Consider the following 24038-nt stretch of genomic DNA (forward strand, 5'->3'; position numbering starts at 1 on the left):
CAGGCCTCCGAAAGTTTCGGGGATGTTTCAGGAGGACGTCCGCAACATATAGTCACACATCGATAGCGTCAAGGAGTGCATCGATCGAGCGGCCACCGAAACTTCCGGAGGCACGCGAAGCCCAACTACACCTCAGAGGCGGGTGGCGGCCAGCAGCGACCGGACTGCCGCACGGTCCCCGGTCACCCCGACCTCGGCCGTGTCCAGATCGGCGCCCGCGATGACCAGCGACTTCCACACCCGGGTCGTCGCCTCCACGCGAGCGTGCACATCGCCGAAACCGTCGGCCGCCACGATCGTCGTGCCCGCCGGGCTCACCGTCGCCAGGTACGCGGCCGGCTCACCACGCGTCAGCGTCAGGCCAACCCTGGTCTCGGGAACACCGGCCGGCGCCGGGCGGGCGTGCGCCCGCATGGCCAGGACCAGGGTGTCCGGGCTCATGTCGGCGTCCAGCGGCAGCGCCGGCGACCGGACCGCCCATCGCGACAGGGCCGCGTTCACCTCCTCCAGCGAACGCCCCCAGTCCGTGAGGTCATAAACGGTCACGGCGGCGGGGCGCGGCAGGGTTCGGCGGACCACGATCCCGGACTCCTCGAGATCGCGGAGACGGCGGGACAGCGCACCGGGGCCGATACCGGGGATGTCGTGCTGGAGGTCGGCGAACCGCTTCGAACGCAGGATCAGCTCGCGGACGACGATGAGCGCCCACCGCTCGCCGATCAGGTCGAGCGCGTGCGCTGACGCACAGCCGTCGTCATAGGAGCCGTAGGTCCGCCGGTCCGCCACGTCGCACATTCTAACTACTTGCACGGTAGTCCGAACTACTGTTTTAGTAGCGGCATGACGGTCTGGACGGTGGTTCATGACGAGCGCGCGGCTCTGATCCGTGACCTGGAGAGACTCACGCCCGAGCAGTGGAGTGCCCCGACCGCGTGCGCCGGCTGGGACGTGCACGACGTCGTCGCCCACCTGGTCGACACCGCGAAGACGACGCGGCTCGGCTTCGTCCGCGACATGATCGCGGCACGCTTCGACTTCGACCGCCAGAACGCTCGCGGGGTGGCCCGCGAGCGCCATGCCGATCCGGACCGGACGCTCGCCGCGTTCCGGGCCGTCGCCGATCGCGCCAGCACCCCGCCCGCGCCGATCGCCACGCGGCTGGTCGAGGCGTTCGTGCACGGCGAGGACATCCGGCGTGCGGTGGGCCTGACCGGCGACTATCCGGTCGCGGAGGTGGCCGAGGCGCTGCGATTCCAGCTGCGCACCACGGTCAAGATGGGCGGCGGCCGCGAGTCGGCGGCCGGCCTGCGAGTGATCGCCTCCGACGCGCCGGTCGACCAGGGCAGAGGCGACGAGGTGCGGGGCTCGGCCCTGGCGCTGCTCCTGGCGTTCACGCAGCGCCCCACCGGCCCCGGCGAACTCACCGGACCGGGGGCCGCCCGCCTGACGCGCTGACCGTGCCCGACGCGCCCGACTTCCTGACGCGCCCGACTTCCTGACGCGCCCGACTTCCTGACGCGCCGGCCGTGCCTACGGCGCGAGATTCTTCGGCGGCGGGATCAGCTGCAGGCGCACCGATCCGTCGTAGGCCACCACGAGGGTCCGGCCGTTCCTGGTCCACCTCTCCGGGACGAGGAACAGCCGGCCACCCGACTCGAGCACCAGGCGCAGCCCCCGGTAGCGGAAACGCGGCGCGTCCTCGCCCGCGGCCGGCAGGCGCTCCTCGGTCACGCCGTCCGGCAGGTCCACCAGCGGGTCCCGCATGTCGAGGACGACCCGGTAGGCGCTGCCGGCGTCGACGGCCTCGTCGTAGCTGCGGCTCAGGCCGAGGGTGAACGCGACCCGGTTGGTCGCCCAGAACAGTCCGGCCACGGTCAGGACGATCCCCGCCGCGGCCGCCGCACGCCGCAGCCGGACCGTCGGGGCGTCCTCGTACCAGCGCCGGATCCGGCCCGGCGGCCCGCCCAGGACGACCCGGCCGGCGATCCAGGCCGCGTAGGCGATCAGGACCGGGCTCACCGCGAGGGCGAGCGGGGTCAGCGCCGTACGCTCGTGCAGGTACACCTCCGCGTCGGTCATCCCGATCACGGCCCGGGCCGCGAGCACCAGGCCGACCAGCGCGAGCAGCCCCGCTGCGACGAGTCCCCGCCCGCGGTGGCCGTCCCCGGCCAGCACCCACGTCACCCCGGCGTGGCCGAGCAGAGCGAGCAGGATCGCGATCAGCAGGACGGCGAGCGGGTTGAAGATCGCCTCGGTGCCGTAGAGGACCACGTCCTGCGTCGACAGGTCGGCCAGCCCCAGCTGGATCCCGTAGTAGGCGAGACGGCCGTCGGTGTACACGGCGCCGAAGTAGAACAGCAGCGCGGTGATCACCGTGGTCGGCGCCAGCACTCCGGCCAGCTCCATGAGGCGGTCGCCGACGGTACGGGCCCTGTTCTCCGGCTCGGTCACGGCGGCGACCCGGCCGGATCCGGCGTCCGGTCGTCGCGGCCGATCCGCCGGAACGGTGCCGTGGCGGTCGCCTCCCAGGTGACCACCACCGGCTCGCCGGCCGACGGGGACAGGAGCGTCACCGCCTCCTCCGAGCAGGGCGTCACCTCGGTGGAGACGCACTGGGCCGTGAACACGATCCGCGCCACCGCCTCGTACTCGCGGCGATTCTCACCACTGCCCGGCGGCAGGCGCTTGTCCTCGTCCAGTTCGGCGCCGGTGTAGCAGGAGTGGCCGGCCGAGATCCGGGCGCTCGGTCTACACGGTTGCAGCTCGGCGTCCACCGAGGCGAACGTCTTCGCCGGACAATGCTCGTAGTCGAGGGTCATGCCGTCGTCGGCGGACGCCAACCCGACTGATTCCACGGTGAGCGGCACGCCGAATGCGTTCTGGAACATACGGCAGGAATCGTCCATCGGCCCTCCGCCCAGCGGCCCGTTGATCCGCACCGACCGCATCGGCGCGGGCGGGTCTCCGCCACCCCCGGTCGGTTCTCCGGCCTGATCGCCGTTCCCCGGTGTGCCCGGCGTGCCCGGCGGCGTGGCCGTGGACAGCGGCCCGTCACCGGATCGCGTCGCCTGGTCATCGGGTCCCGTCGTGTCCTCGCCCGGCGGTTGCGTGTCCTCGCCGGGCCGCGTCCCGCCCGTGGGGTCGCCGGCCCGGGCCGAGGACGTCGCGCCGACCCGCGACGGCGGTGGGGAGGCCGGCGCGGAGATCGCGGTGCCACCGCCGGCGGACGAGGCGGGATGACCGGTCGCGGTGCGGACGAGCCACACCACTCCGGCCATCAGCACGAGGGCGAACGTCGCCACCACGGCGGCCACGCGGCGGCGGTCGGCAGACATGGCCGTCCCTTCACCGAACGGGTCTCTCCTGCCTGGATAGCAGGGCCACGGACCGGCCCATAGCGGATAACGGCGCTCGCGGTGTCGGCCTCCGGACAGGCGACCACCCCGGCCCTTCACCGGGTCGCGGCCGCCTCACCCGGTCAGCGGGCTCCGAGGATCCGGCCGCTGACCTCGCCCAGGCTGATCAGCGTGCCGTTCTCGCCCGGGGCCACCGCGCTGATGACCACCTCGTCGCCGTCGTGGAGGAAGGCGCGGGCCGAGCCGTCGGCGAGGTGCAGCGGCTCCTGGCCGTTCCAGGACAGTTCGATCAGGGAGCCCGGGGAGCCGCCACTGATCGTCCCCGACGCGTAGAGGTCGCCGGTACGGAGGGCAGCGCCGTTGACGGTCATGTGGGCGAGCATCTGGGCGGGCGTCCAGTACATGCCCTCGAACGTCGGCGTCGAGATCACCTGGCCGTTGAGGCGGATCTCCAGGCGCACGTCGAGACCCCAGGACGGCGTCTTCTCGTCGTCCAGGTACGCCGACAGCGGCACGTCCCGTACCGGCGGCGGCACCCGGGCGTGCTCCAGCGCGGCCAGCGGCACGATCCACGGCGACACCGAGGTGGCGAAGCTCTTGCCGAGGAACGGGCCGAGGGGGACGTACTCGAACGCCTGGATGTCGCGCGCCGACCAGTCGTTGACCAGGCACACCCCGAAGACGTGCTGATCGAAATCGGCCAGTGGCACCGGGGTTCCGAGCGTCGACGGTGCGCCGACGACGAAGCCGAGCTCGGCCTCGATGTCAAGCCGCTGCGACGCGCCGAACTCCGCTCCGGGCCGCAGCCCGCTCGGGCGGACGATGTCGGTCCCGGACACGACGACGGTGCCGGCGCGGCCGTGGTAGCCGATCGGGAGGTGCTTCCAGTTCGCGGTGAGCGGTTCCTGACCGGGTCGCAGGATCCGGCCGAGGTTCGTCGCGTGCTGCTCGGACGCGTAGAAGTCGACGTAGTCGGCGACGGTGAACGGCAGGTGCATGACGGCGTCGGCGGCGGGCACCGTCGGCAGCAGGTCGCGATGGGCTTCGTCGGTCACCCAGGTGATCAGCGAGGCCCGCAGCGACGACCAGACCGCCGGGCCGGCGGCGAGCAGGGCGTCGAGCGTCGGGCCGGTCACCGCGGCGGCCAGCGACGGGTCGAGGCGGCGCACCGCGGCCGGCAGGTCGATGATCTGGTCACCGAGCGCCACACCGGCCCGCCGATGCGGCTCGTCAGGCGTGCTGAAGATTCCGTAGGGCAGCGCGCCGATACCGGAATGCCTGTTCACCGCAGTTCCTCCGGGAGTAGTCCAAGATCTGAAAGGCCGCCGACCGGCTCGCTGACGCTGCACGTCCCGAAGCTCACGAAGAGCTCGCGGACCCGCTGGGCGAGAGGGGCGTCGATGGTCGTGATCGCCGCGGCGACCCGGTGCGCGTCCTGGTCGGCGAGCGCCGCCGCCACCTCGCCGATGTCGCCGCCCTGGACGGCGTGCGCGGTCGCCAGCAGCACGTTGAGGAAGCCGTGATGTTCGAAACCGGTCGTCGCGTCGCGATGACGGACCGGGTCGTGCAGTCCCGCCGTCAGCTTGAAGGGACATCCGGCCCGCGCCGCCGACCAGAGCGCGGCGGCCAGGTCGTGCTCCGCCGGGAAGGCTTCCGCCCGTACCCCGCCGGTCCTGATCTTCAATCGCACGCCCGCGTCGCGCAGAGCCGCAAGGCGAGGCACGGTGATCTCCGCCAGGGGCATCTCGCGGTAGGTGGTCAGGGCACCGGGGAGGGCGTCAAGGCCTGGCCCTTCCACCGCAACCAGATCAATACCGGTCATCGCCGCCGCAACCTCCACGATCGCGACCGGCCCGGAAGCAGCCGGCACCGCGAGGCCCGGGACCGGAGCGGGAACGGTCAGCGACACCGGCAGCGGCGGCCATCCCGGATCGGACACGGCGAGGGCGAGCGCGTCGAGGCGCGCCGCCGAGCAGACGAACGGGCCGAGCAGCGGCGCGAGCGGCGACACCGCGCGCTCCCGGTGGGCCTTCACCGCGTCCGGCAGCGGCAGATCACCGGGCGGGAAGATCGCCGCGTCGTCGAAGAGGCCCAGGAAGAGAGGGCTCGGGAAGGGCGGATTCACGGCTTACGCGCCCAGGTCCACGCATAGACCCCGTCGTCGCTGATCCGGCCCGCCTCACCCAGACCGAGCGGACGGAACGTGTCGACCATGACGGCGGTCTCGTCGAATCGTTCCGCGCCGAGGCTCGCCTCGATCGCGGCCGGCTGCGGCCCGTGCGGATAGCCGCCCGGGTGCAGGCTGATCGACCCGACGTTGATGCCTGATCCCTTCCGGGCTTCGTAGTCGCCGCCGACGTAGAACATGACCTCGTCGGAGTCGACGTTGGAGTGGTAGTACGGCACCGGCACGGCGAGCGGGTGGTAGTCGACCTTGCGCGGCACGAAGTTGCAGATCACGAAGTTGGCGCCCTCGAAGACCTGGTGCACGGGCGGCGGCTGGTGGATCCGCCCGGTGATCGGCTCGTAGTCGGCGATGTTGAACGCGTACGGGTAGAGGCACCCGTCCCAGCCGACCACGTCGAACGGGTGGTGCGGCAGCACGTGCACGCTGCCGGCGAGCCCGCCAGGACCGTCGCCGCGGTGCTTGATGTAGACCTCGACCTGCTGCTCGTCCACCGGATCCGCGGCGACCGGCAGCCGCAGATCGCGCTCGCAGTACGGCGAGTGCTCCAGGAACTGCCCGTACCGCGAGAGGTACCGCTTGGGCGGCGCGATGTGACTGTTCGCCTCGATCGCATAGAGGCGCAGCGGCAGCTCTCCGGACGGCACCCACCGATGCGTGGTGGCCCGAGGAATGATCACATAGTCGCCGGGCGACACGTCCAAGTGACCGAAAACGGTCTCCACGGTGCCGGTCCCGGCCTCGACATAGACGCATTCGTCGCCGACGGCGTTGCGGTACAGCGGCGACGCCGTCCCGCAGACGACATAGTTGATGCGGACATCCGCGTTGCCGAGCACCAGCCGGCGGTCCTGGACCGCGTCGCACGACTTCCAGTCGAGGCCCTCGAAGAGCGTGTGCAGCTTGAGGTGGCGCGGCAGCAGCGGCTGGTTGGCGGTGGTGGCCTGATCCGGCAGCTGCCAGATCCGGGCGCCGACCACCGCCGACGGGACGTGCCGGTGGTAGAGCAGCGACGAGTCGGAGGAGAAGCCCTCCTCGCCCATCAGCTCCTCGTAGTACAGGGCACCGGAAGGATCACGATGCTGGGTGTGCCGTTTGGGCGGGACGGAGCCGGCCCGCTGATAGAAGGCCATGACTAGAAGTTCCCACGTTTGGCCTGCTCGCGCTCGATCGCCTCGAACAGCGCCTTGAAGTTGCCCTTGCCGAACCCGAGCGAGCCGTGCCGCTCGATCAGCTCGAAGAACACCGTGGGCCGGTCGCCGATCGGCTTCGTGAAGATCTGCAGCAGGTAGCCGTCCTCGTCCCGGTCCACCAGGATGCCGCGCTTCTGCAGCTCCTCGATCGGCACCCGCACGTTGCCGATCCGGGCCCGCAGCTCCGGGTCCTCGTAGTAGGAGTCCGGGGTCGCCAGGAACTCGACGCCTTCCTCGACCAGCGCGTCGACGGCCCGCAGGATGTCGTTCGTGGCGAGCGCGAGGTGCTGGGCGCCCGGTCCCCGGTAGAACTCCAGGTACTCGTCGATCTGCGACTTCTTCTTGCCGAGCGCCGGCTCGTTGAGCGGGAACTTGACCCGGTGGTTGCCGGACGCGACCACCTTCGACATCAGCGCCGAGTAGTCGGTGGCGATGTCGTCGCCGATGAACTCGGCCATGTTGGTGAAGCCGAGGACCCGGTTGTAGAAGTCCACCCACTCGTCCATGGCGCCGAGCTCGACGTTGCCGACCACGTGGTCGAGCGCCTGGAAGATCCGCTTGGGGGCGCCCGCGCGCTTGCGGTGGCTGGAGGTGCGCGCCACGTAGCCGGGCAGGTAGGGACCCGTGTAGTGGTCGCGGTTGATCAGGGTGTGCCGGGTCTCGCCGTACGCGGCGATCGCGGCGATCCGCACGGTGCCGTGCTCGTCGCTGACGTCGTGCGGCTCCTCGAGGACGGTGGCGCCCTGCGCGCGGGCGTGCTCCACGCACTTGTCGACGTCGGGGACCGCGAGGGCGATGTCGGTGATGCCGTCACCGTGCCGGGCGTGGTGGGCGATGACCGGGCTGTCCGGGTCGACGCCGCCCTGGATCACGAACCGGATCGCGCCGCTCTTCAGCACGTACGACATGTGATCGCGGTTGCCGGTCTCCGGACCCGAGTACGCGATCAGCTCCATCCCGAACGCCGACTGGAAGAAGTGCGCGCTCTGCGTGGCGTTCCCGACCGCCCAGACGATCGCATCCCAGCCGGTCACCGGGAACGGATCTCCGGCGGAGTCGTACTCGACGAGACCGACCAGCTGCTTGAGCGTGTCCAGGTCGAGCTCGGCGAGCCGCTCCTCGTTGGTCAGCGTGTCGTTGACGGACATCATGCCCCCTTCAATGAGACCGGCGATGTCTCACAGGCTGGCGAGGAGGCTGTGCTCTGCGCAACAAGTAGTTTTCTCAGCTCGCAGATTGCACAGAACGCCGAGTTCTTACCCACGGGTAGTGGACAGATTGACTAGCGGCGCCAGGATTCTCTGATGTTGACGAGGAGGACCAGGAGCGCCGCCGCGAAGAAGCCGAAGGTGACCACGTAGCGGCCGTCGAACCAGAGGACCGCGAGCAGGAACAGGGTGGCGCAGGCCAGCAGGATGCGCAGCAGGACCGCCAGCAGTTTGCCGCGGACGAAGCCCTCCACGCAGAGCAGGAGCAACAGCAGGACCAGAGCCGTCTCCTGCCCGGCGATCTGGGTGATCGGCGAGGCCAAGGCCCCGATCGCCCAGAGGATCAGCGGCGTGCTCAGCACCGCCCACCAGGACTGGGCCCGGCCCAGGAACCCCTCGGCCGGTTCCATCGGCAGCCGCCGGTGCAGCAGATGGTCGTGCGGGTTCTGGGCGACCGGGCCGGCCGTGGACGTCCGGTGCAACTCGTCGGCGAGGCGGGTGCGTTCCATCCGCAGGCCGAGCAGCCTCTGCTCCCGGCCGACCAGGGCCCGCACCTCCGGGTCGGCGGGGGCGAGACCGGCCGCCTCCACGGCGAGTTCGTGCCGCAGCGCGCTGATCTCGTCGTCCAGTTCGGCGATCCGGTCGCGGTCACGCTGGGTGCGGATCTCGGCGTAGCGCTTCTCCTCGGCCGGGTTCGGCACCACCTTGGCGAGGCCGGCCCAGCCGACGGGGTCGGCCCAGCAGGCTCGTACGCTGCCGTCCCGCGTGTACCGGGGACCGGCCGGTCCGCGTTCCCCGCCGAGCCGGTCCCGGGTGTCGCGCCCCCACAGGCCCCGGAAGTCGCGTACCCACGGGGTGTCGTCGCCGATCACCACCGGATGCCAGGCCTCGGGCTGCCCGGGTCCGACGGAACGGCCGTCGCCACGCGCGTAGTCGACGTACGGAATCCCCACGGTCTTCTGATGCTCCCCGGACCAGGGCGCCATGAGCCGGGCCGACCAGCGCAGAGCGTCGACCAGGCCGCGCAGCCGCGGCGGCCGCACCGTGATCAGGTAGTCGCCGGCGAGGTAGGCACCGGAATGCGAGCCGGCGCCCACGAAGACGACCGGATGCCGGCCGCCGACCAGGCTCAGATCCGGGTCGTCCCAGCGTCGCCGCAGATCGTCGCCGACCTCGTCGTGCGCGGAGAAGACCACCCACGCCGGCCGGGGCGCGCCGGCGGCGGCGTCCAGGAAGATGGTGACCTGTTCCCAGTCGCCTTCGTGTTCGTTGACGCCGCCGAACGCCGAGCGCCAGTTGTTGAAGCTGTAGAAGTACCAGTACTGCAGGACGATCCACGGGTCGTCGCGGACCACCCGCCCGTAGTACATCGGCCGCATCGGCTCCAGGTGGTCGCGCTGCAGCAACCAGGAGTGCGCGGCGCTGCCACCCGGGACGCTGCCGCGGAAGAGCAGCGAGAAGCGGTTCAGCGTGTCGACCAGGCGGGCGGTGAGGCCGACCGACGCGAGCCGGCTGGCCCGGGCGAGGTGCGGCGGGCGTTCCCGGAGCGGGATGTGCGCGTGCTTCTCGCCGGCGCCGATACCGGAGAGCGAGTAGCCGACGCCGTGCTGCGGCCCGCCGGCGGTGGCGAGGCTGCCCAGGCTGAGGCTGCCCGGATCGGAGATCCGCACCGGGGTGTTGCCGGGGTCGGCGCGCCACAGACCGGCCCGGCTCACGTACCGCTCGACCGACACCGGGAAGAAGTACTCACCCTCGGTGAACTTGGCCACCGGCTCGTAGTCGCGCAGCAGCCGCAGGTCGTCCGCAGTCCCCAAGCCCGTTCCCTTCGGCATTCCATGACGCGTGCCGAGGCTATAGGCTCACCGGACATAGTCAACAAATTTACTATCAGGGGGATGCGATGAAGACGTTCCGTGCCGCTGTGGAAGCCCGTGACACCGCCGCGCTCGAGGCACTGCTCGCCGACGACGTGATGTTCACCAGCCCGGTCGCGTTCAAGCCCTACCCCGGCAAGCCGATCACCGCCGCCATCCTGCGCGGCGCGCTGCGCGTCTTCGAGGACTTCCGCTACGTCCGGGAGATCGGCGAGGCGGACGGCCGCGACCACGCGCTGGTCTTCGAGGCCACGGTGAACGGCAAGGCGGTGACCGGCTGCGACTTCCTGCACGTCGACGAGAACGGGCTGATCGACGACATCATGGTGATGGTCCGGCCGCTGACCGGCGCGCAGGCCCTGGCCGAGGCGATGGCCGCCCAGTTCGACCAGATCCGGCGCGAGGCCCTCGGTTAGTCGAACGTCGGCGTCGTCCCGCACTTGACGCCCTGGTTGATGCAGGTGCGCACCAGCGGGCCGAGCACCGCGGGATCCCAGCCGTTCATCATGTCCATGTGTGCCGACGACGGCAGGCCCGAGGAGAGCGCGAATCCGTCGCCGCCGCGCGTGTCGTAGGTGAACAGCTCCGAGATCGACGGGATCGCGACCGGGAACCTCCCGCCGGCGCAGGTGCCGTCCGGGCCGGCCGGCCCGACGTGCGACCTGTGGTCCGGCGAATCGACGTGCTTGCCGTCCCAGCAGTCCGGGAACGTGATCGAGATGATCATCCGGCCGCCCGTGCCGCACTTCGGCCAGTTGCCGTCGGCGCTGCGGCCCACCTCGGCGGCGCCGGCGCACCAGAACTGGTTGATGCCGCTGTCCTTCGGCGTCGGCTCCTGCCGCTTGGCGTCACCGGCGATCATCACGAGGCCGGGCGGGAGGATGGTGGTTCTGCTCGGATCCTTCAGCCGGGAGCCGTAGTAGATGCGAAAGCCGTGCGGCGGGACCGGCTTGCCGTTCCGGGTGAGCTGCGGCATCCAGTACGCCGAGTTGTCGCCCTTGGTCCGGCAGCTGGTCTTCTCCGCGGCCAGCAGGTCCTTCGTCGTGGTGCTCGCACCGATGATGTCCGGGCCGAAGAACGTGTGCATGTGCGAGGCGCCGGGCAGATTCGGGAAGACGATGGCGTCGTCCGGCGACTGCTTCGCGACGGTGCAGTCGACGTGGAACTCCGGCACCTTCACCGGGTTGTTCCGGACCGGGGCGGGTTTGAGGGCCTTGAACGCGGCGAGTTGCTTCTTCCAGAGCGCCTGATCGACCTTCACCCAGCCGCCCCTCGCGGCTTGCCTCGCCGGGGCACTGGCGCCGGCACTCGCACTGGCACTCGCCTGGATCGTGGAAGGCGACGGGCTCGCGGCGCTGGTGGTGGCAGTAGCGGGCGGGGTGGCTTCCCCGGTGGTGGCCTTCGCCTGACCGGCGACCGGCTGCGCGCGCGGCACGCCGGCGCCCGGGCCCTCGCCGGATCCGGCGATGATCAGGTAGAGCCCACCGGCGGCGAGCACCGAGGCCGTCACGACGGCGAGCACGGCTCGGGAGTGAATCCGCATCTTCGTCCTTTCCAAGGTCAGGAAAGGAGACAGGCGCCGGCGGCCGCGGATAACAGTTATTGCTTAACCGTGGAACCCCGGGGTACAGCCGGTGTCGTGACAGTTGTGATCACCGGCGCCTCCAGCGGCGTCGGACGTGCCGTGGCCCTCGCCTACGCCCGGGAAGGCGCGCGCCTGATCCTCGTGGCCCGTTCCCGCCCGCAGTTGGAGTCGGTCGCCCAGGCCTGTCTCGATGCAGGAGCTTCCGATGTACGGGTGACCGCCGCCGACGTGAACGACCGAGCGGCGATCGACGGCATCCCTGACGGCGACGTCGACGTGTGGGTGCACACCGCCGCGGTGATGGCGTACGGCCGGTTCGAGGACGTGCCCGCCGACGTGTTCAACCAGGTCGTCGAGACGGACCTGATCGGGGCCGCGAACGTGGCGCGCACCGCGCTGGCCCGGTTCCGCCGGCAGGGACACGGTGTCCTGATCTACGGCGGATCGCTGCTGGGGACGGTCGTCACCCCGTACACGAGCTCATATGTCACCAGCAAGTGGGGACTGCGCGCTCTCGTGCGCTCCCTGCGGCTGGAGACCCGGGACGCACCGGGCATCCACGTCTGCCTGGTGTCGCCCGGCGCCGTCGACACGCCGATCTACCGGACCGCCGCGAATTTCGCCGGGCGCTACGGCCAGCCGCCACCCCCGGTCGACTCACCGGAGAAGGTGGCGGCCGCGATCCTGCGCTGCGCCCGCCGCCCCCGAGCGGTGGTCACCGTCGGCATCACGAACCGCATCATCCAGCTGGGCTTCGTGACGATGCCGCCGCTCTACGACGCGCTCGTCGGCCCGCTCATGCGCATCGGCGGCCTCTCCCGCGAGGAGGTGGCCCCGCACAACGGCAACGTCTTCACGCCGGTGCCGCCCCCGGCCGACTTCGAGGCCGCCACCCGCCGCCGCAAATGGTCGAGATCAGCGGTCGTCGCGGCGACCGGAGCAGCAGCGGCCGGGGCAGCCCTGGCCATCCGAGCCGCCGCCCGCTTCGACGCACGCACCTGAGCCGGGCGAGTCCCGGTCAGGCCGGCCACACCGCCCGCGCCTCGCCGGCGAGGGCCGCCCCTTGCCGCAGCCCGGCCCGCACGGCCGCCGATCGCCGCGACGGGTCCATGAAGTTCGGCCCGAACTCCTCCAGCGCCGCCTCGTCCGGCTCGATCAGCAGCTGCTTGCCCGCACCGGTGGCAGCCATCTCGACCAGGATCCGATCCCGGCTGAGCGCTGCCATCGGCGCCATCACGACCAGGTGATCAGCGCCGGCGGCCAGATCGGCGCCCGCGCCCACCCGGACTCCGCCGTCGATGTACCGCCGATCGCCGATGGTCACCGGCGGCATCAGTCCCGGCACCGCGCAGCTGGCGGATACGGCCTGCAGCAGCGACGCGCCGGAAGCCCGGTCCAGCACCACATCGCGCCCGTCCACCGCGTCCACGACGACCAGCCGCAGATCACGATCGGCCGGCCAGTCCGCGACCGGGATCAGCGGTTCCATCCGCGCCAGATAGCCGGCTTCGTCCTGGTTGGGCGCCGCCAGGGCCAGCGCCCCGACCTGCGCCCGAGCCTGCTGCGGCGGGATCGACGGATCAGCGAGCACCGCGAACGCCGCCATCACCCTCGCAGCGCTCCCGCCTCCGCCGCTGCCGTTGCTGCTAGGGGGTCGCGGCGCCACTTCGAGCTCCTGCGCCGCGACCGCCGCCTCCAGGTCGACGCCCGCCGCGAGGAGCGTGCCGACCACCGAACCAGCCGACGTACCGATGATCGTGCCGGCGTCGCCGAGCGGGACACCGGCCCGTCGCAGGCCGCAGAGAACGCCGAGATGCCACGCGATGCCGGTCACGCCGCCACCGCCGAGAACCAGAGCTGTCGTCACCTACGGGACGGTAACCGAACACCGCCAGAAACGGTCATCGGCAATTCCGCCGGCCGGGCAGCCCGATGATCAGGGCAGCGCCGACGGTCACGTGCATCCCGACCAGGACCAGGGTGCTGCTCAGCCCGATGGCACTGCCCAGCGGCCCGGCCAGCGAGATCACCAGCAAGATCGAGGCGATGATCCGGTACGTCGGCACCGGCCGTGCGGACAGCCGTTCCAGCACCGCGAGAAGTCCCCAGGCGGCGAAGCCGGCCAGCAGCGCCGTCACGACGACGGCGACCGGGCCGATCTCCTGGACGGCGCCGCCCTGCCGGACGGTGAGGTCGAGACCGCCCCACGGCACGTTCACCGCCCACAGGAGCAGCGCACCGGCCGCGCCGGCCGCCACCGTGATCGCCCGCCCGGTGCGGCGGTGGGTCGTCGGGTTCGAGGTCCGCATGTCGTTCGTCATGCCGATCAGAGTCCCGGCCGGACCCCGGCGTGCACATCGGACCGAAGACGCCGGCACTACGACTTTGGATGGTGTCGCGGCGGGTCACCCGCCGGTTAGCCTCGCCGGGTGATCAGGAACCTCCCCGCAGGCGGCCGAGCCGTCCCGGCCGTCGCCGCCATGCTCGCCGTCTCCGGGCTACTGATCACCATGACGGTCATCGGCCTGTGGAGTGACCGCTCCCCCGGCCCGCTGCTCGCCCTCGACCTGGTCGTCGGCGTGCTGAGCTGGCTGCTCACCCCGCTGGTGCTGTGGCGCCCGGTCGCCGCCACCGCGGTGCTGACGGTCCTCGCCGCCGTGTCGCCGGCCGCCACCCCGCCGGCCACGATCGGCGCTCTGCAGGTCGCCCGGCGGTGTCCTACGCGGCAGGCGGTGGCCGTGGCCGCTGCCGGGATCGCCGCGCACGCCGTTCAGGGGATGTGGCGTTCCAACGGCGGTATCTCGTACGGATGGTGGCTGATTTTGATCATCGCCGGCTACGGCGCTCTGCTCGGCTGGGGCGCGTGGGCGCAGGCCCGTGAGGCGCTGATCAGATCGCTGACCGACCGTGCTCGCCGGGCCGAGGCCGAACAGGGCCGCCGGGTCGCCGAGGCCCGGATGCTGGAACGCCGCAAGATCGCCCACGAGATGCACGACGTGCTCGCCCACCGGTTGTCGCTGCTCGCCACGTTCGCCGGCGCGATGGAGTTCCGGCCGGACTCGTCGCCCGAGCAGATGTCGAAGGCGGCCGGCGTGGTGCGCAGCGGGGTGCATCAGGCGCTGGAGGAGCTACGCGAGGTGATCAACCTGCTGCGCGAGGACGTGGTGTCCGACGATGATCGGCCGCAGCCGGTCCTCGGGGATGTGCCGCGCCTGGTGGACGAGTCCCGGGACGCGGGCACCGATGTCGAACTGTCGGTCACCGTGGACAAGCCGGACGAAGCGCCGCCGGCGGTGGCCCGCACGGCCTACCGGGTGATCCAGGAAGGGCTCACGAACGCCCGCAAGCACGCCGCCGGCCAGCTCGTCCGTGTCACTCTGGACGGCGGGCCCGGCGCCGGCCTCTCCGTATCGGTGATCAACAAGCTCGGTGGCGGGCCGCCCGGCTTCTCCGGCGGCGCGGGACTGGTCGGCCTCACCGAACGGGTGCGCCTGGCCGGCGGGCGGCTCGACCACGAGGCGGCCGGGGGCGAATTCCGGCTACGGGCGTCGATACCATGGCCGGCGTGACACAGCCCGTACGTGTGCTCGTCGTCGACGACGACGCCTTGGTCCGCGCGGGTCTGACGATGATGCTGGACGGCGCGCCCGGCATCGCCGTCGTCGGCGAGGCGGACGACGGCGATGGCGTGCAGGCCGCGGCCGACGCGCACTCCCCCGACGTGGTGCTGATGGACCTGCGGATGCCGCGCGTCGACGGCATCACCGCGACCCGGCGGCTGCGGGCCCGTCCCCGGCCGCCCGAGGTGATCGTGCTGACCACCTTCGACACCGACGAGAACATCCTGCACGCGCTGCGGGCCGGCGCCAGCGGCTTCCTGCTCAAGGACACCCCGCCGGCCCGGATCGCCGAGGCGGTCCGCCAGGTCGCGGCCGGCGAGCCGATCCTGTCACCGAGGATCACTCGCCGCCTGATGGACCGGGTCGCCGTGCAGGCCGGGGCGTTCGCGCAGGCCACCAGGGTTCTCGACGCGCTCAGTCCGCGGGAGCGGGACGTGGTCCTGGCGATCGGCCGGGGCTACAACAACGCCGAGATCGCGACGGAGCTGGGCATGACGCTCGCGACCGTGAAGACCCATGTCTCGCGGATCCTGACCAAACTCGACCTTGATAACCGTACCCAGATCGCTCTTCTCGCTCATGACGCCGGACTGATCTGATCGCCGGCTCGGCACTCCCCTGCCCGGCGCGGCGTGGCGCGCCGACCGCGAACTCATGATAATCCGTCAATGTGAGCTTCCGTCGGCTTCGCGTGGCGATCGGTGTCCTCGCCGTCGCGATCGGCGCCACCTGGGCAGCCGGCGGTGCCGAAGCGCTGGGCGACGCGACACTGCTGCTCTGGCGCGCCCTGCCTTTCGCCGGTGCCGGCGCCGCGGTTCTCCTGCTCGCACGAGCCGCCGTTCCCCGAGGCCGGCTCGCCGGACCGTTGTCGCTGCTGGCGGGCTGCTGCGCGGTGATCGTTTTTCAGCTCGACGCCACCATCCGGCTTCCCCTGAACCTGGTGGCGCCCGCGACGCTGATCATCGGCGGCCTGCTTCTCGCCGTCGGCGGACGGTTCGCGGCCGAGAGCGAAGCCTCGCCGGAATGGATCCGCACCTCCGTCATCTGGCCGTCGCACAGCCGCCTGCGTGGCCGGGCGCCGGTCAAGCTGGTTCTCCGCAGCCTCCTGGGTGACATCTCAGTGGATCTCACCGCCTGTGAATATCCGCTCGGTGAGGACGACGTGACCGTCGACATCACCATGCTGGGCGGCCATCTTCATCTCCTGCTGCCGGCCGATTGGCACGTCCGGGTCGGCCGGGCACACCTCGCCAAGGGCATCCGGGGGCACGGCTCGGTGTCGCGGAGCGATCCACCCGGCGCAGATGAGGAGATCGATAAGCTCGTCATCCTCAACATCCAGGGCTTCCGCGGAGAGCTCCGCCTCAGCCAGCCGGCGCCGCCTGCCCCTCCGCGTCGCCGGCGACCGGCGAAGCGACAGCCGTTGTCGGGTCCGGGACGTGCGCGTAGCGATAACGCGCCATGATGAGGTAGGCCTTGTCGCTGTCCGCCCCCAGGAACGCGGAGAGCGCACGGTTCAACCGCCACTCCTCGTCGACCGTCTCCGGGAGTCGGTAGCGAAGTTTCGCCAGCATGTCGAACCGGTGCAGGTCGACGGCGGCCGAGAGAAGCAACCCGTGCTCGCGAGCCGTCCGGAGAGTCCCCAAGTAGGCGAGCAGCGCGAGAACGAGCGCCACCGGAACCGCCGCCGCCCAGAGGTCACCACGCCACAGCAGCGGAACGGAACACGCTGCCGACAGAAGGAACACGACGGTCAGCGCGGCACCGGTCTCCATCACGTCGAGGTTGCGGGCGATCTCCTTGCTGATCTTGTCGGAGAGGTGCGGATACAGGCGCGGAGCGATGGCCGGGAAGTCCAGCCCGTACCGGTCGCCGGCGTCGTCTTCACCCTTGCGCAGCGCGTTGCCGAGCATCGTCGGCATCAGCCGGATCTCGTCGGCCGGCTCCACGCCCAGCGGCCCCGGGTCATCGATCTCCTGAGCGACCCGGTCCTCGGGATATCGGCTGATGCGCTCCTCGGCCCTGGCCCGGCGGATCCCCCACGCACGCAGGCGCTGATGGTCCTCGATCACGCTCTGCAGGTGCCGCCCGGCCGGAGGGTCGCCGACCCCGTCATTCGCGATCACCTCCGCCGAATGACGGCGGCGGAGGTGCCATTCGACAGCCACCGGCTCCAGCCATTTGAGGACAGGGTTCCGGTCCCAGTAGCCCTCCAGCATCCACACCAGCGAAATCTGGAGCGGCCGGAGCAACACCGCGATGACGAAGATGCCGAACACCGCGAACACGGCCCATCCCGCGCTCTTTCCGACGGTGGCGACGATGCCGCTCAGATCGACCCGGTCTCCACGGTAGAGACCCGACACCGTCAGGAAGGCGACCCACCCCACCAGAAGCGTGGTCGGCAACAGACCGACCAGGCTGAACCGATCACCACCGAGCGCCTTGGAACCCGCCTGCACAAGTCCACCCAGCATGCGGCTCAGCCTCCCGGCCGGTAGATCAGCCTCATGAACTGCCCGTCGTTCTTGCAGTGCGGCGTCTTGCGGGGCTTTCGCGCGAAGTCACGGACCGCCTCACAGGCCCCGCACTGGTAATACCAGCGGTTCGGCCTGGGCTGACGCTTGAAGTGAGACATCATCCAACCCGGGGGCGGCTTCAGCAGGCCACCCACCAGGAGCAGGAGCGATAGTCGGAAGCGCATGACCCCTCCCGGACGGATGAACGCATTCTCCGCCCGCCGACGAGATCAATGTAAGACCATCGATGCGGATCGTGAGAGGGGGCAGATGGTATGGATGCATCGATGGATGCCTCACCCAGAATCAGGGTTGTCTATACAGACCGGCGAACGGAGTCCTCGATGCCCCGACGCGTGCTGATGGTCGCGACCCCCGCCCTGGTGGCAGTCGTGGCCCTGCTCTTCTCCATGATCACGACACCGGCCACGGCGGCCGTGGCGCTCACCGTCGCCCAGGCGATCAGCAGCCAGAGCGGGACCGGGACGGTGATCGGGTACGTCGTCGGTGAACCGACCGCGACCAGCACCGTCCGGTTCAGCGGCTTCACCGGTGACACGGCGATCGCCCTGGCCGACAGCGCCTCCGAGACCGGCACCGGCAAGATGCTGTACGTGCAGGTCACGAGCTCGTACCGGGCATCGTTCGGACTCCTGTCGAACCCGTCGCTGATCGGTAAGCGGATCTCGGTGACCGGGACGTTGACGGCCTACTTCTCGCACGCGGGGCTGAAGTCGCCGACGGCGATGTCGTCGTCATCGTCTTCGTCACCGACCGTGACGCCGACCGCTACCGCGTCGACGGACGGTTACTATGCCGCCGCGTCGGGCAAATCGGGTTCATCACTGAAAACGGCCCTGCATGGCATTATCTCGTCGAATGTCACGACGATCTCCTACGACGCCGTCTGGAACGCCCTCAAAGTCACCGACCAGGACCCGGCGAACTCCTCCAACGTCATCCTGCTCTACTCCGGGACCAGCCGATCGAAGACGCTGAACGGCGGCAGCAGCGGCAACTGGAACCGCGAGCACGTCTGGGCGCAGTCACACGGCGACTTCGGCACCGGCAACGGGCCCGGCACCGACCTGCACCACCTGCGGCCGGAAGACGTCACGATCAACTCGACGCGCGGTAACAAGGACTTCGACAACGGGGGCAGCGCGGTCTCCGGCGCCTCGGGCAACTACACCGACGCCGACTCGTGGGAGCCGCGTAACGCGGTGAAAGGCGACGTCGCGCGCATGATCTTCTACATGGCGGTCCGGTACGAGGGCGGCGACGGCTTCGCCGACCTCGAAGTGAACAACACGGTCAGCAACGGCTCCAACCCGTACCTGGGCAAGCTCTCGACATTGCTGGCCTGGAACACGCAGGATCCGCCGGACGCGGCCGAGAAGAACCGCAACCAGATCATCTACGCCTCGTACCAGCACAACCGGAACCCGTTCATCGATCACCCGGAGTGGGTGAGTTCGATCTTCGGTTGACGGGAGCGGCGGGGCATGGTGTTTTCCGATCGAAAAGGTGAACATCGTTCCTATGCTGCTGCGACGAATCCGCGAAGGGCTGTCCGGCGCCGGTCAGGTGCTGGACGGCCCGTTCGGACCCCGCCGGATCACCTACGCCGATTACACAGCGTCAGGACAGGCCCTGGACTTCGTCGAGGACTTCATCCGCGACCAGGTCCTGACCCGCTACGCCAACACGCACACCGAGGCCTCGGCCACCGGCGCGCAGACGGGCGCGCTGCGCGAGGAGGCCCGCTCGATCATCCACCAGAGCGTCGGCGCCGGCCCCGACCACGTGGTGATCTTCTGCGGTTCGGGGGCGACGGCGGCCGTCGCCAAGCTCGCCGGGATTCTGGGCCTGCGGATTCCGGAGAGGCTCGATGATTCGTACGCCCTGAGCTCCCTGATTCCGGCCGCCGAGCGGCCGGTGGTGTTCGTCGGCCCCTACGAGCACCACTCCAACGAACTCCCCTGGCGCGAATCCGTCGCGGACGTCGTCGAGATCGAGTCGGACCACACCGGCCACGTCGACCTCGACGTGCTCCGGGAAGCCCTCATCGCCTACCGGGACCGCCCGCTGCGGATCGGCAGCTTCTCCGCCGCCTCCAACGTCACCGGCATCCTCACCGACACCGCGGCGGTCTCGAAGGTGCTGCGCGACCACGGCGCCCTCTCCGTCTGGGACTACGCGGCCGCCGGCCCCTACGTCCCGATCACGATGGCCGACAAGGACGCGATCTTCCTCTCTCCGCACAAGTTCGCCGGCGGCCCGCAGACCCCGGGCGTCCTGGTCATCGACCGCAGGCTGATGACGAACCGTGTCCCGGTCATCCCGGGCGGCGGCACCGTCGCCTACGTCGACCCGACCGGCCACCGCTACCTCACCGACCCGGTGGCCCGCGAGGAGGGCGGCACCCCGGCCATCGTCGAGTCGATCCGCGCCGGCCTGGTCTTCGCCGTGAAGAACGCGGTCGGCACCGACCTCATCAAGGAACGCGAGCACGCCCTCTGGCAGCGAGCCCGTTCCCGCTGGGCGGCGTCACCGGCCATCGAGATCCTCGGCGACCTCGATGCCGAACGTCTCTCCATCGTCTCCTTCCAGATCCGGGCCGGCGACCGCTACCTGCACCACAACTACGTAGCGGCCCTGCTCAACGACCTCTTCGGCATCCAGGCCCGCAGCGGCTGCTCCTGCGCCGGCCCCTACGGCCACCGCCTGCTCGGCATCGACGAGGCCCACTCCCGCGAATTCCGGGGCGAGATCGTCGACGGCTGGGAGGGCATCAAGCCGGGCTGGAGCCGCCTCAACCTCAACTACTTCATCTCCGACACCGAAGCCGACTACCTGATCGAAGCCGTGCTCCTGATCGCCACCCACGGCTCCCGTCTCCTACCGGAGTACCGCTTCGACCCCCGAACCGGCCGCTGGACCCACCTCCGCCACACCCACCCCACCCTCCGCCTCGCCGACCTGCGCCTGAACCCCGACGGCACGGTGACCACCCCACCAGCCCCAACCACCCTGACCGCCGCGCCCACCCCGCCCGACCCGACCAGCTCAACCGGCTCAACCGACTCGGCCAGCTCAACCGGCTCAACCGGCGAAGAAGCGCTGGCCGGCTACTTGACCGAGGCCCGCGCCCTCCTGACCAGCCGACCCCTGCCACCCGACGGCACCCACCTGGACCTCCCCCCTGCCTTCGAAAAACTCCGCTGGTTCCTCCTCCCCGACGCCTGCCTACCGCCCTCCGCCTAACCCTCGCCGTCCCTCACCTCGCGGGCCCTCAGCTCGCAGCCCCAACCCTCGCGGGGCCCTTCGCCTCGCAGGCCCACCCTCGCCGTCTCTCACCTCGCAGGCCCAACCTCGCCGGTTCCTCACTTCGGGGGCCGACCTCAGCCGTCGTATTCGGCTTCCTCAGCAGCCCGCACAATCTCCGTCACCGACGGAAGCTCCGGGGCGCCCTCCAACCCGAGCCACGTCCGAACGCCGTCGATCACCGTCCCCACATCCCGCCGGACCCGCTCGACCCGATCAACGGCGTCAAGCTCCGCAATCCCTTCCCCGCCGACGACCACCTCCGCCCCGACAACCGAGCCGTCGACCCAGAACTCATCCGCGCCCGGCTCCGCCGCCACGTACCGCAGAAGCACCTGAAAGCTCCGGTACCCACCACGCCGCCACCAGCCATGCCAGCCCGGGTCCTCATTGAGGAGATCAGCCACCGCGAACAACACATCGTCGAACCCGTCCGGCCACCTCCCGCCGACCTCATACCCGACGCTGAGCGTCACCCAGTAGTCATCCCCGCCTTCACTCACCGCTAGCCCCACCCTCCAACGACTCCCACCTCAAGATCACCGCAGAAGTATAAGGCGCAGGAATTCACGAAAGACGAAAGCCGGGGGCGGCTTTCCACCATTGCAGGAGGCCCGCGATCGCCACATTCCGGTGTTAGGATGAAGTCACCGTTCCGAGCGCGCCGGGCAAGACCCCTCAAACGTCCAAGATTTCGCCAAGAAAGGCAATTCGCGCGGCACCCAAGAGTTCCCTCGTCGGCAGGCACCGCAGGTCGAACGCCCGGCGCCTGAGCAACCGCCAAGCCTCGAACCGAAGGCAGTTCAACAAGCACTGCCGGGTGCGCCCATGTCGATGTCGGCCGAGCCGGCGCCAGCAGGAGCGATGGTGACCGGACCGGTGCCGCCAGAAGCGATGACGATTGAGCCAGCGCTGCCAGAAACCATGGCGCCTGGACCGGAGCCGCCAAGTGCGATGCCGACCGAGCCGGTCCTGGCCGAAACCATGGCAAGCCGGGTGGTGGTGCGGACCGCAGGGTGCGGTGGACCGGATCCGCCAAGAGCAATGCCAACCGAGCCGGTCCCGGTCGAAACCATGGCGACTGAACCGGATCCGCCGAGAGCGATGCCGACTGAGCCGACGGGGCCGTTGACGGTAACTGAGCTGGTGGCGGTAACTGAGCTGGTGGCGGCAACTGAGTAAGTGCCTGCTTAGCTGGTGGTGGCTGGACTGGCGGCCGGCGAACCGGTGACGGCTCGACCCGTGACGGCACGACCGAAGACGGCTGAACCCGCAGCGACTCGGCCAGCAGCGATTGGACCGGCGGCCGACGAACCGGCGAGGACCCGACCGGCGACGGCTCAACCGGCGGCGACTCGACCGGTAACGGCTCAACAAGCAACGGCTCGACCCGTAACGACTCAACCAGCGACGGCTCAACCGGGGGCGGACACCCATTCGGGTCGGGCCGCAGTTGGCGAAGGCGCCGCTCGTGGCGTTGGGTCAAGCCCCACTCTCGGTGCCTCTTGTGCTCTCGACGGAATTGTTCGGCTGCCGGTGAATAATTGCGGCGCAGGGTTCGGTCCCGCAAGTGCGCTACGGGAAACATCGCCATCTGCGCCATGCCCGCAACCCTATTCTCCCACATCAAGATCGGCGAACATGAAGCGCCATTCTTCATATCGAGAAATTCTCCGTGGCCCGGTAAACAAAACACTACGCTCGACGCGTGGAGGAATGCCGGGCCGCGATCGTCGCCGCGGCCTGGCGTCAGCAGGCTGGACTTTTCGCCCGGCGTGTACGGAACGGGTGGCTTTGGGGCGGGCGTTACCGTGGTCGGATGTCTACCAGACTGTCACCTGCGGAGTGGGCCCGGCGCCGCCGGGCCGACCACGTCGATCGCCGGCTCGAGGTGGCCGGGGCACGGGCGTTCGGGCGGCTCGGGCGGCTCGGGGAGAGCTGGCACATCGTCGACTGGTCGCAGACCGGGCTGTCGCGGCGGCACGACGAGAACGACCCGGTTCGGGCGCGGGCCGGGTTCCTGGCGATCGGGCCGGGCGGGGTCTATGCGGTCACCGTCGCCGATCAGGGGCTGTTCCGGGTGCTGATCGTCGGGGATGTGGTGCAGATCAGTGGGAGGCGCCTGCCGTACGTGGCGGAGGCTCGCCGGGCCGCCAGCCGTGCCGCCGCCGCGATCTCCGCCGCCGCCGGGGTCAACGTGCCGGTCACGCCGGTCCTCGCGTTCACCGGGAGCGGCGCGCTGAGCACCCACGGCGTGCCCACCACCTGCCTGATCACCACCGACCGTGACCTGGACAAGCTGCTGGTGGCGGGCGGCAGCCGGATCAACCCGGGTACGGCGGCCCGCCTGGCACGGATAGCCCGCGACCGCGCCGCCGCCCAGGTCACGGCCCTCGCGCGGCAAGCCACGCCCCAGGCCGGAGCGAAGAGCCATGACGGACCGACGAGCCAGGCCGGGCACAACGGGAACAAGGCCGGTCAGAACGGCAAGCCGCAGGTCCCTAATCCTCGCGGCCGGGGGTGAACGACGGCCAGCGCTCGCTGTGGACCGCTTCCTGCCACGGGGTTCGGCGGCGCCAGCCGTGCCGTTCCAGGTCCGGGGTGGATTCCAGGTGGGTGACCGGCCCTAGGCAGAGCCACGCGACAGGCCGCACGGACGGAGGAATTCCGAGCATTTCCTGTACGAACGACTCGCGGTAGAACGACACCCACCCGACGCCCAGGGACTCTGCTGTGGCGGCGAGCCACAGGTTCTGGATGGCGAGGCAGACCGAGTAGAGCCCGGCGTCGGCGATGGCGTGCCGGCCCAGCACGGCGGGGCTGCCGCGGTCCGGGTCGTACGTCACGACGATCGACAGTGTGGACTCCCGTACACCCTCAATCTTGATCTTCTCGAAGGACGAGGAGTCGGGCAGCGTCGCCGCGAACACGTCGCGCTCGTGCATCACGTGCTCGTGGAAGGCGGCGCGGGTCGCCGCGGAACGGATCAGGATGAAGTCCCACGGCTGGGAGAGTCCGACGCTGGGCGCGGCGTGGGCGGCGGCCAGCACTCGCGCGAGCACGTCGTCGGGGATGGGCTCGCCGGTGAACTGGCCGCGTACGTCCCGGCGGCGGTGGATGACCTCGTAGATGTCGCTCACCTCGGGCGGCGCCGGGGCCGGCGGTCCGGTG

The 24038-nt window shown here is 70.3% G+C and carries 23 protein-coding genes; 9 read left to right on the forward strand and 14 right to left on the reverse strand.

Annotation, left to right across the window (positions count from 1 at the left end):
- Positions 1-132 precede the first annotated feature (132 nt).
- Complete coding sequence (locus EP757_RS32395) at positions 133-786, reverse strand: helix-turn-helix domain-containing protein (RefSeq protein ID WP_197725429.1); 654 nt, start codon at positions 784-786, stop codon at positions 133-135.
- A gap of 54 nt (positions 787-840) precedes the next feature.
- Between EP757_RS32395 and EP757_RS32400 the strand changes: the two genes are divergently transcribed.
- Positions 841-1455: a maleylpyruvate isomerase family mycothiol-dependent enzyme gene (locus EP757_RS32400; RefSeq protein WP_127552211.1), complete on the forward strand. Its 615-nt coding sequence runs from the start codon at positions 841-843 to the stop codon at positions 1453-1455.
- Positions 1456-1530: 75 nt separating this feature from the next.
- On the opposite strand, the gene EP757_RS32405 is transcribed toward EP757_RS32400, so the two are convergent.
- The 7 genes from EP757_RS32405 to EP757_RS32435 form a co-directional block, all read right to left on the reverse strand.
- Positions 1531-2451 carry a hypothetical protein gene (locus EP757_RS32405; RefSeq protein WP_127552212.1) on the reverse strand — a complete coding sequence of 307 codons (921 nt, stop codon included), beginning with the start codon at positions 2449-2451 and terminating at the stop codon, positions 1531-1533.
- Positions 2448-3335 carry a hypothetical protein gene (locus EP757_RS32410; protein WP_127552213.1) on the reverse strand — a complete coding sequence of 296 codons (888 nt, stop codon included), beginning with the start codon at positions 3333-3335 and terminating at the stop codon, positions 2448-2450. The genes EP757_RS32405 and EP757_RS32410 overlap by 4 nt, the downstream gene beginning before the upstream one ends.
- A gap of 143 nt (positions 3336-3478) precedes the next feature.
- Positions 3479-4642 carry a fumarylacetoacetase gene (gene fahA / locus EP757_RS32415; protein ID WP_127552214.1) on the reverse strand — a complete coding sequence of 388 codons (1164 nt, stop codon included), beginning with the start codon at positions 4640-4642 and terminating at the stop codon, positions 3479-3481.
- Positions 4639-5481, reverse strand: coding sequence for a hypothetical protein (locus EP757_RS32420; RefSeq protein ID WP_127552215.1), 843 nt, complete (start codon positions 5479-5481; stop codon positions 4639-4641). The genes fahA and EP757_RS32420 overlap by 4 nt, the downstream gene beginning before the upstream one ends.
- The gene (locus tag EP757_RS32425) at positions 5478-6674 is read right to left on the reverse strand and encodes a homogentisate 1,2-dioxygenase (protein WP_127552216.1); all 1197 of its coding nucleotides are present in this window, start codon (positions 6672-6674) and stop codon (positions 5478-5480) included. The genes EP757_RS32420 and EP757_RS32425 overlap by 4 nt, the downstream gene beginning before the upstream one ends.
- Before the next feature lie 2 nt (positions 6675-6676).
- Positions 6677-7882: a 4-hydroxyphenylpyruvate dioxygenase gene (hppD, locus tag EP757_RS32430; protein ID WP_127552217.1), complete on the reverse strand. Its 1206-nt coding sequence runs from the start codon at positions 7880-7882 to the stop codon at positions 6677-6679.
- Between the two features lie 134 nt (positions 7883-8016).
- Complete coding sequence (locus tag EP757_RS32435) at positions 8017-9756, reverse strand: hypothetical protein (RefSeq protein WP_127552218.1); 1740 nt, start codon at positions 9754-9756, stop codon at positions 8017-8019.
- 86 nt (positions 9757-9842) lie between these two features.
- Here EP757_RS32435 and EP757_RS32440 point away from each other — a divergent pair, with 86 nt between their 5' ends.
- Positions 9843-10232 (forward strand): nuclear transport factor 2 family protein, encoded by a 390-nt coding sequence (locus tag EP757_RS32440; protein WP_127552219.1) that lies wholly within the window; start codon positions 9843-9845, stop codon positions 10230-10232.
- Here the strand turns inward: EP757_RS32440 and EP757_RS32445 are convergent.
- The gene (locus tag EP757_RS32445) at positions 10229-11359 is read right to left on the reverse strand and encodes a DUF1996 domain-containing protein (protein ID WP_127552220.1); all 1131 of its coding nucleotides are present in this window, start codon (positions 11357-11359) and stop codon (positions 10229-10231) included. The genes EP757_RS32440 and EP757_RS32445 overlap by 4 nt on opposite strands.
- Before the next feature lie 96 nt (positions 11360-11455).
- On the opposite strand from EP757_RS32445, the gene EP757_RS32450 reads away from it, so the two are divergent.
- Positions 11456-12403 (forward strand): SDR family NAD(P)-dependent oxidoreductase, encoded by a 948-nt coding sequence (locus EP757_RS32450; RefSeq protein ID WP_127552221.1) that lies wholly within the window; start codon positions 11456-11458, stop codon positions 12401-12403.
- Positions 12404-12419: 16 nt separating this feature from the next.
- Here EP757_RS32450 and EP757_RS32455 read toward each other — a convergent pair whose 3' ends face one another.
- Together EP757_RS32455 and EP757_RS32460 are read right to left on the reverse strand one after the other, a co-directional pair.
- Positions 12420-13268 carry a patatin-like phospholipase family protein gene (locus tag EP757_RS32455; protein ID WP_127552222.1) on the reverse strand — a complete coding sequence of 283 codons (849 nt, stop codon included), beginning with the start codon at positions 13266-13268 and terminating at the stop codon, positions 12420-12422.
- Between the two features lie 34 nt (positions 13269-13302).
- A complete protein-coding gene (locus tag EP757_RS32460) occupies positions 13303-13722 on the reverse strand; it encodes a DUF6069 family protein (RefSeq protein ID WP_127552223.1) in 420 nt (139 codons plus the stop codon).
- A 108-nt stretch (positions 13723-13830) separates the two neighbouring features.
- Between EP757_RS32460 and EP757_RS32465 the strand changes: the two genes are divergently transcribed.
- The 3 genes from EP757_RS32465 (at position 13831) to EP757_RS32475 (ending at position 16486) form a co-directional block, all read left to right on the forward strand.
- Complete coding sequence (locus EP757_RS32465; protein ID WP_232050112.1) at positions 13831-14970, forward strand: sensor histidine kinase; 1140 nt, start codon at positions 13831-13833, stop codon at positions 14968-14970.
- On the forward strand, positions 14958-15620 hold the full coding sequence (locus EP757_RS32470; protein ID WP_127552224.1) for a response regulator transcription factor: 663 nt from the start codon (positions 14958-14960) through the stop codon (positions 15618-15620). The genes EP757_RS32465 and EP757_RS32470 overlap by 13 nt, the downstream gene beginning before the upstream one ends.
- A gap of 71 nt (positions 15621-15691) precedes the next feature.
- Positions 15692-16486 (forward strand): hypothetical protein, encoded by a 795-nt coding sequence (locus EP757_RS32475; RefSeq protein WP_127552225.1) that lies wholly within the window; start codon positions 15692-15694, stop codon positions 16484-16486.
- Here EP757_RS32475 and EP757_RS32480 read toward each other — a convergent pair.
- Positions 16386-17498, reverse strand: coding sequence for a hypothetical protein (locus tag EP757_RS32480; protein ID WP_127552226.1), 1113 nt, complete (start codon positions 17496-17498; stop codon positions 16386-16388). The genes EP757_RS32475 and EP757_RS32480 overlap by 101 nt on opposite strands.
- A gap of 386 nt (positions 17499-17884) precedes the next feature.
- On the opposite strand from EP757_RS32480, the gene EP757_RS32485 reads away from it, so the two are divergent.
- Both EP757_RS32485 and EP757_RS32490 read left to right on the forward strand, forming a co-directional pair.
- A complete protein-coding gene (locus EP757_RS32485; RefSeq protein WP_127552227.1) occupies positions 17885-19030 on the forward strand; it encodes an endonuclease in 1146 nt (381 codons plus the stop codon).
- Between the two features lie 37 nt (positions 19031-19067).
- The gene (locus EP757_RS32490; RefSeq protein ID WP_370457713.1) at positions 19068-20807 is read left to right on the forward strand and encodes an aminotransferase class V-fold PLP-dependent enzyme; all 1740 of its coding nucleotides are present in this window, start codon (positions 19068-19070) and stop codon (positions 20805-20807) included.
- 137 nt (positions 20808-20944) lie between these two features.
- On the opposite strand, the gene EP757_RS32495 is transcribed toward EP757_RS32490, so the two are convergent.
- Positions 20945-21343 carry a hypothetical protein gene (locus tag EP757_RS32495; RefSeq protein WP_127552228.1) on the reverse strand — a complete coding sequence of 133 codons (399 nt, stop codon included), beginning with the start codon at positions 21341-21343 and terminating at the stop codon, positions 20945-20947.
- 1343 nt (positions 21344-22686) lie between these two features.
- Here EP757_RS32495 and EP757_RS32500 point away from each other — a divergent pair.
- Positions 22687-23391 carry a hypothetical protein gene (locus tag EP757_RS32500; RefSeq protein ID WP_197725430.1) on the forward strand — a complete coding sequence of 235 codons (705 nt, stop codon included), beginning with the start codon at positions 22687-22689 and terminating at the stop codon, positions 23389-23391.
- Here the strand turns inward: EP757_RS32500 and bluB are convergent.
- Entirely contained in the window at positions 23369-24007 is a 639-nt protein-coding gene (gene bluB / locus EP757_RS32505; protein ID WP_127554540.1) for a 5,6-dimethylbenzimidazole synthase, read from the reverse strand. The two genes, EP757_RS32500 and bluB, sit on opposite strands and share 23 nt — an antisense overlap.
- Positions 24008-24038 lie beyond the last annotated feature (31 nt).

The sequence above is a fragment of the Actinoplanes sp. OR16 genome (assembly GCF_004001265.1).
Lineage (GTDB): Bacteria > Actinomycetota > Actinomycetes > Mycobacteriales > Micromonosporaceae > Actinoplanes.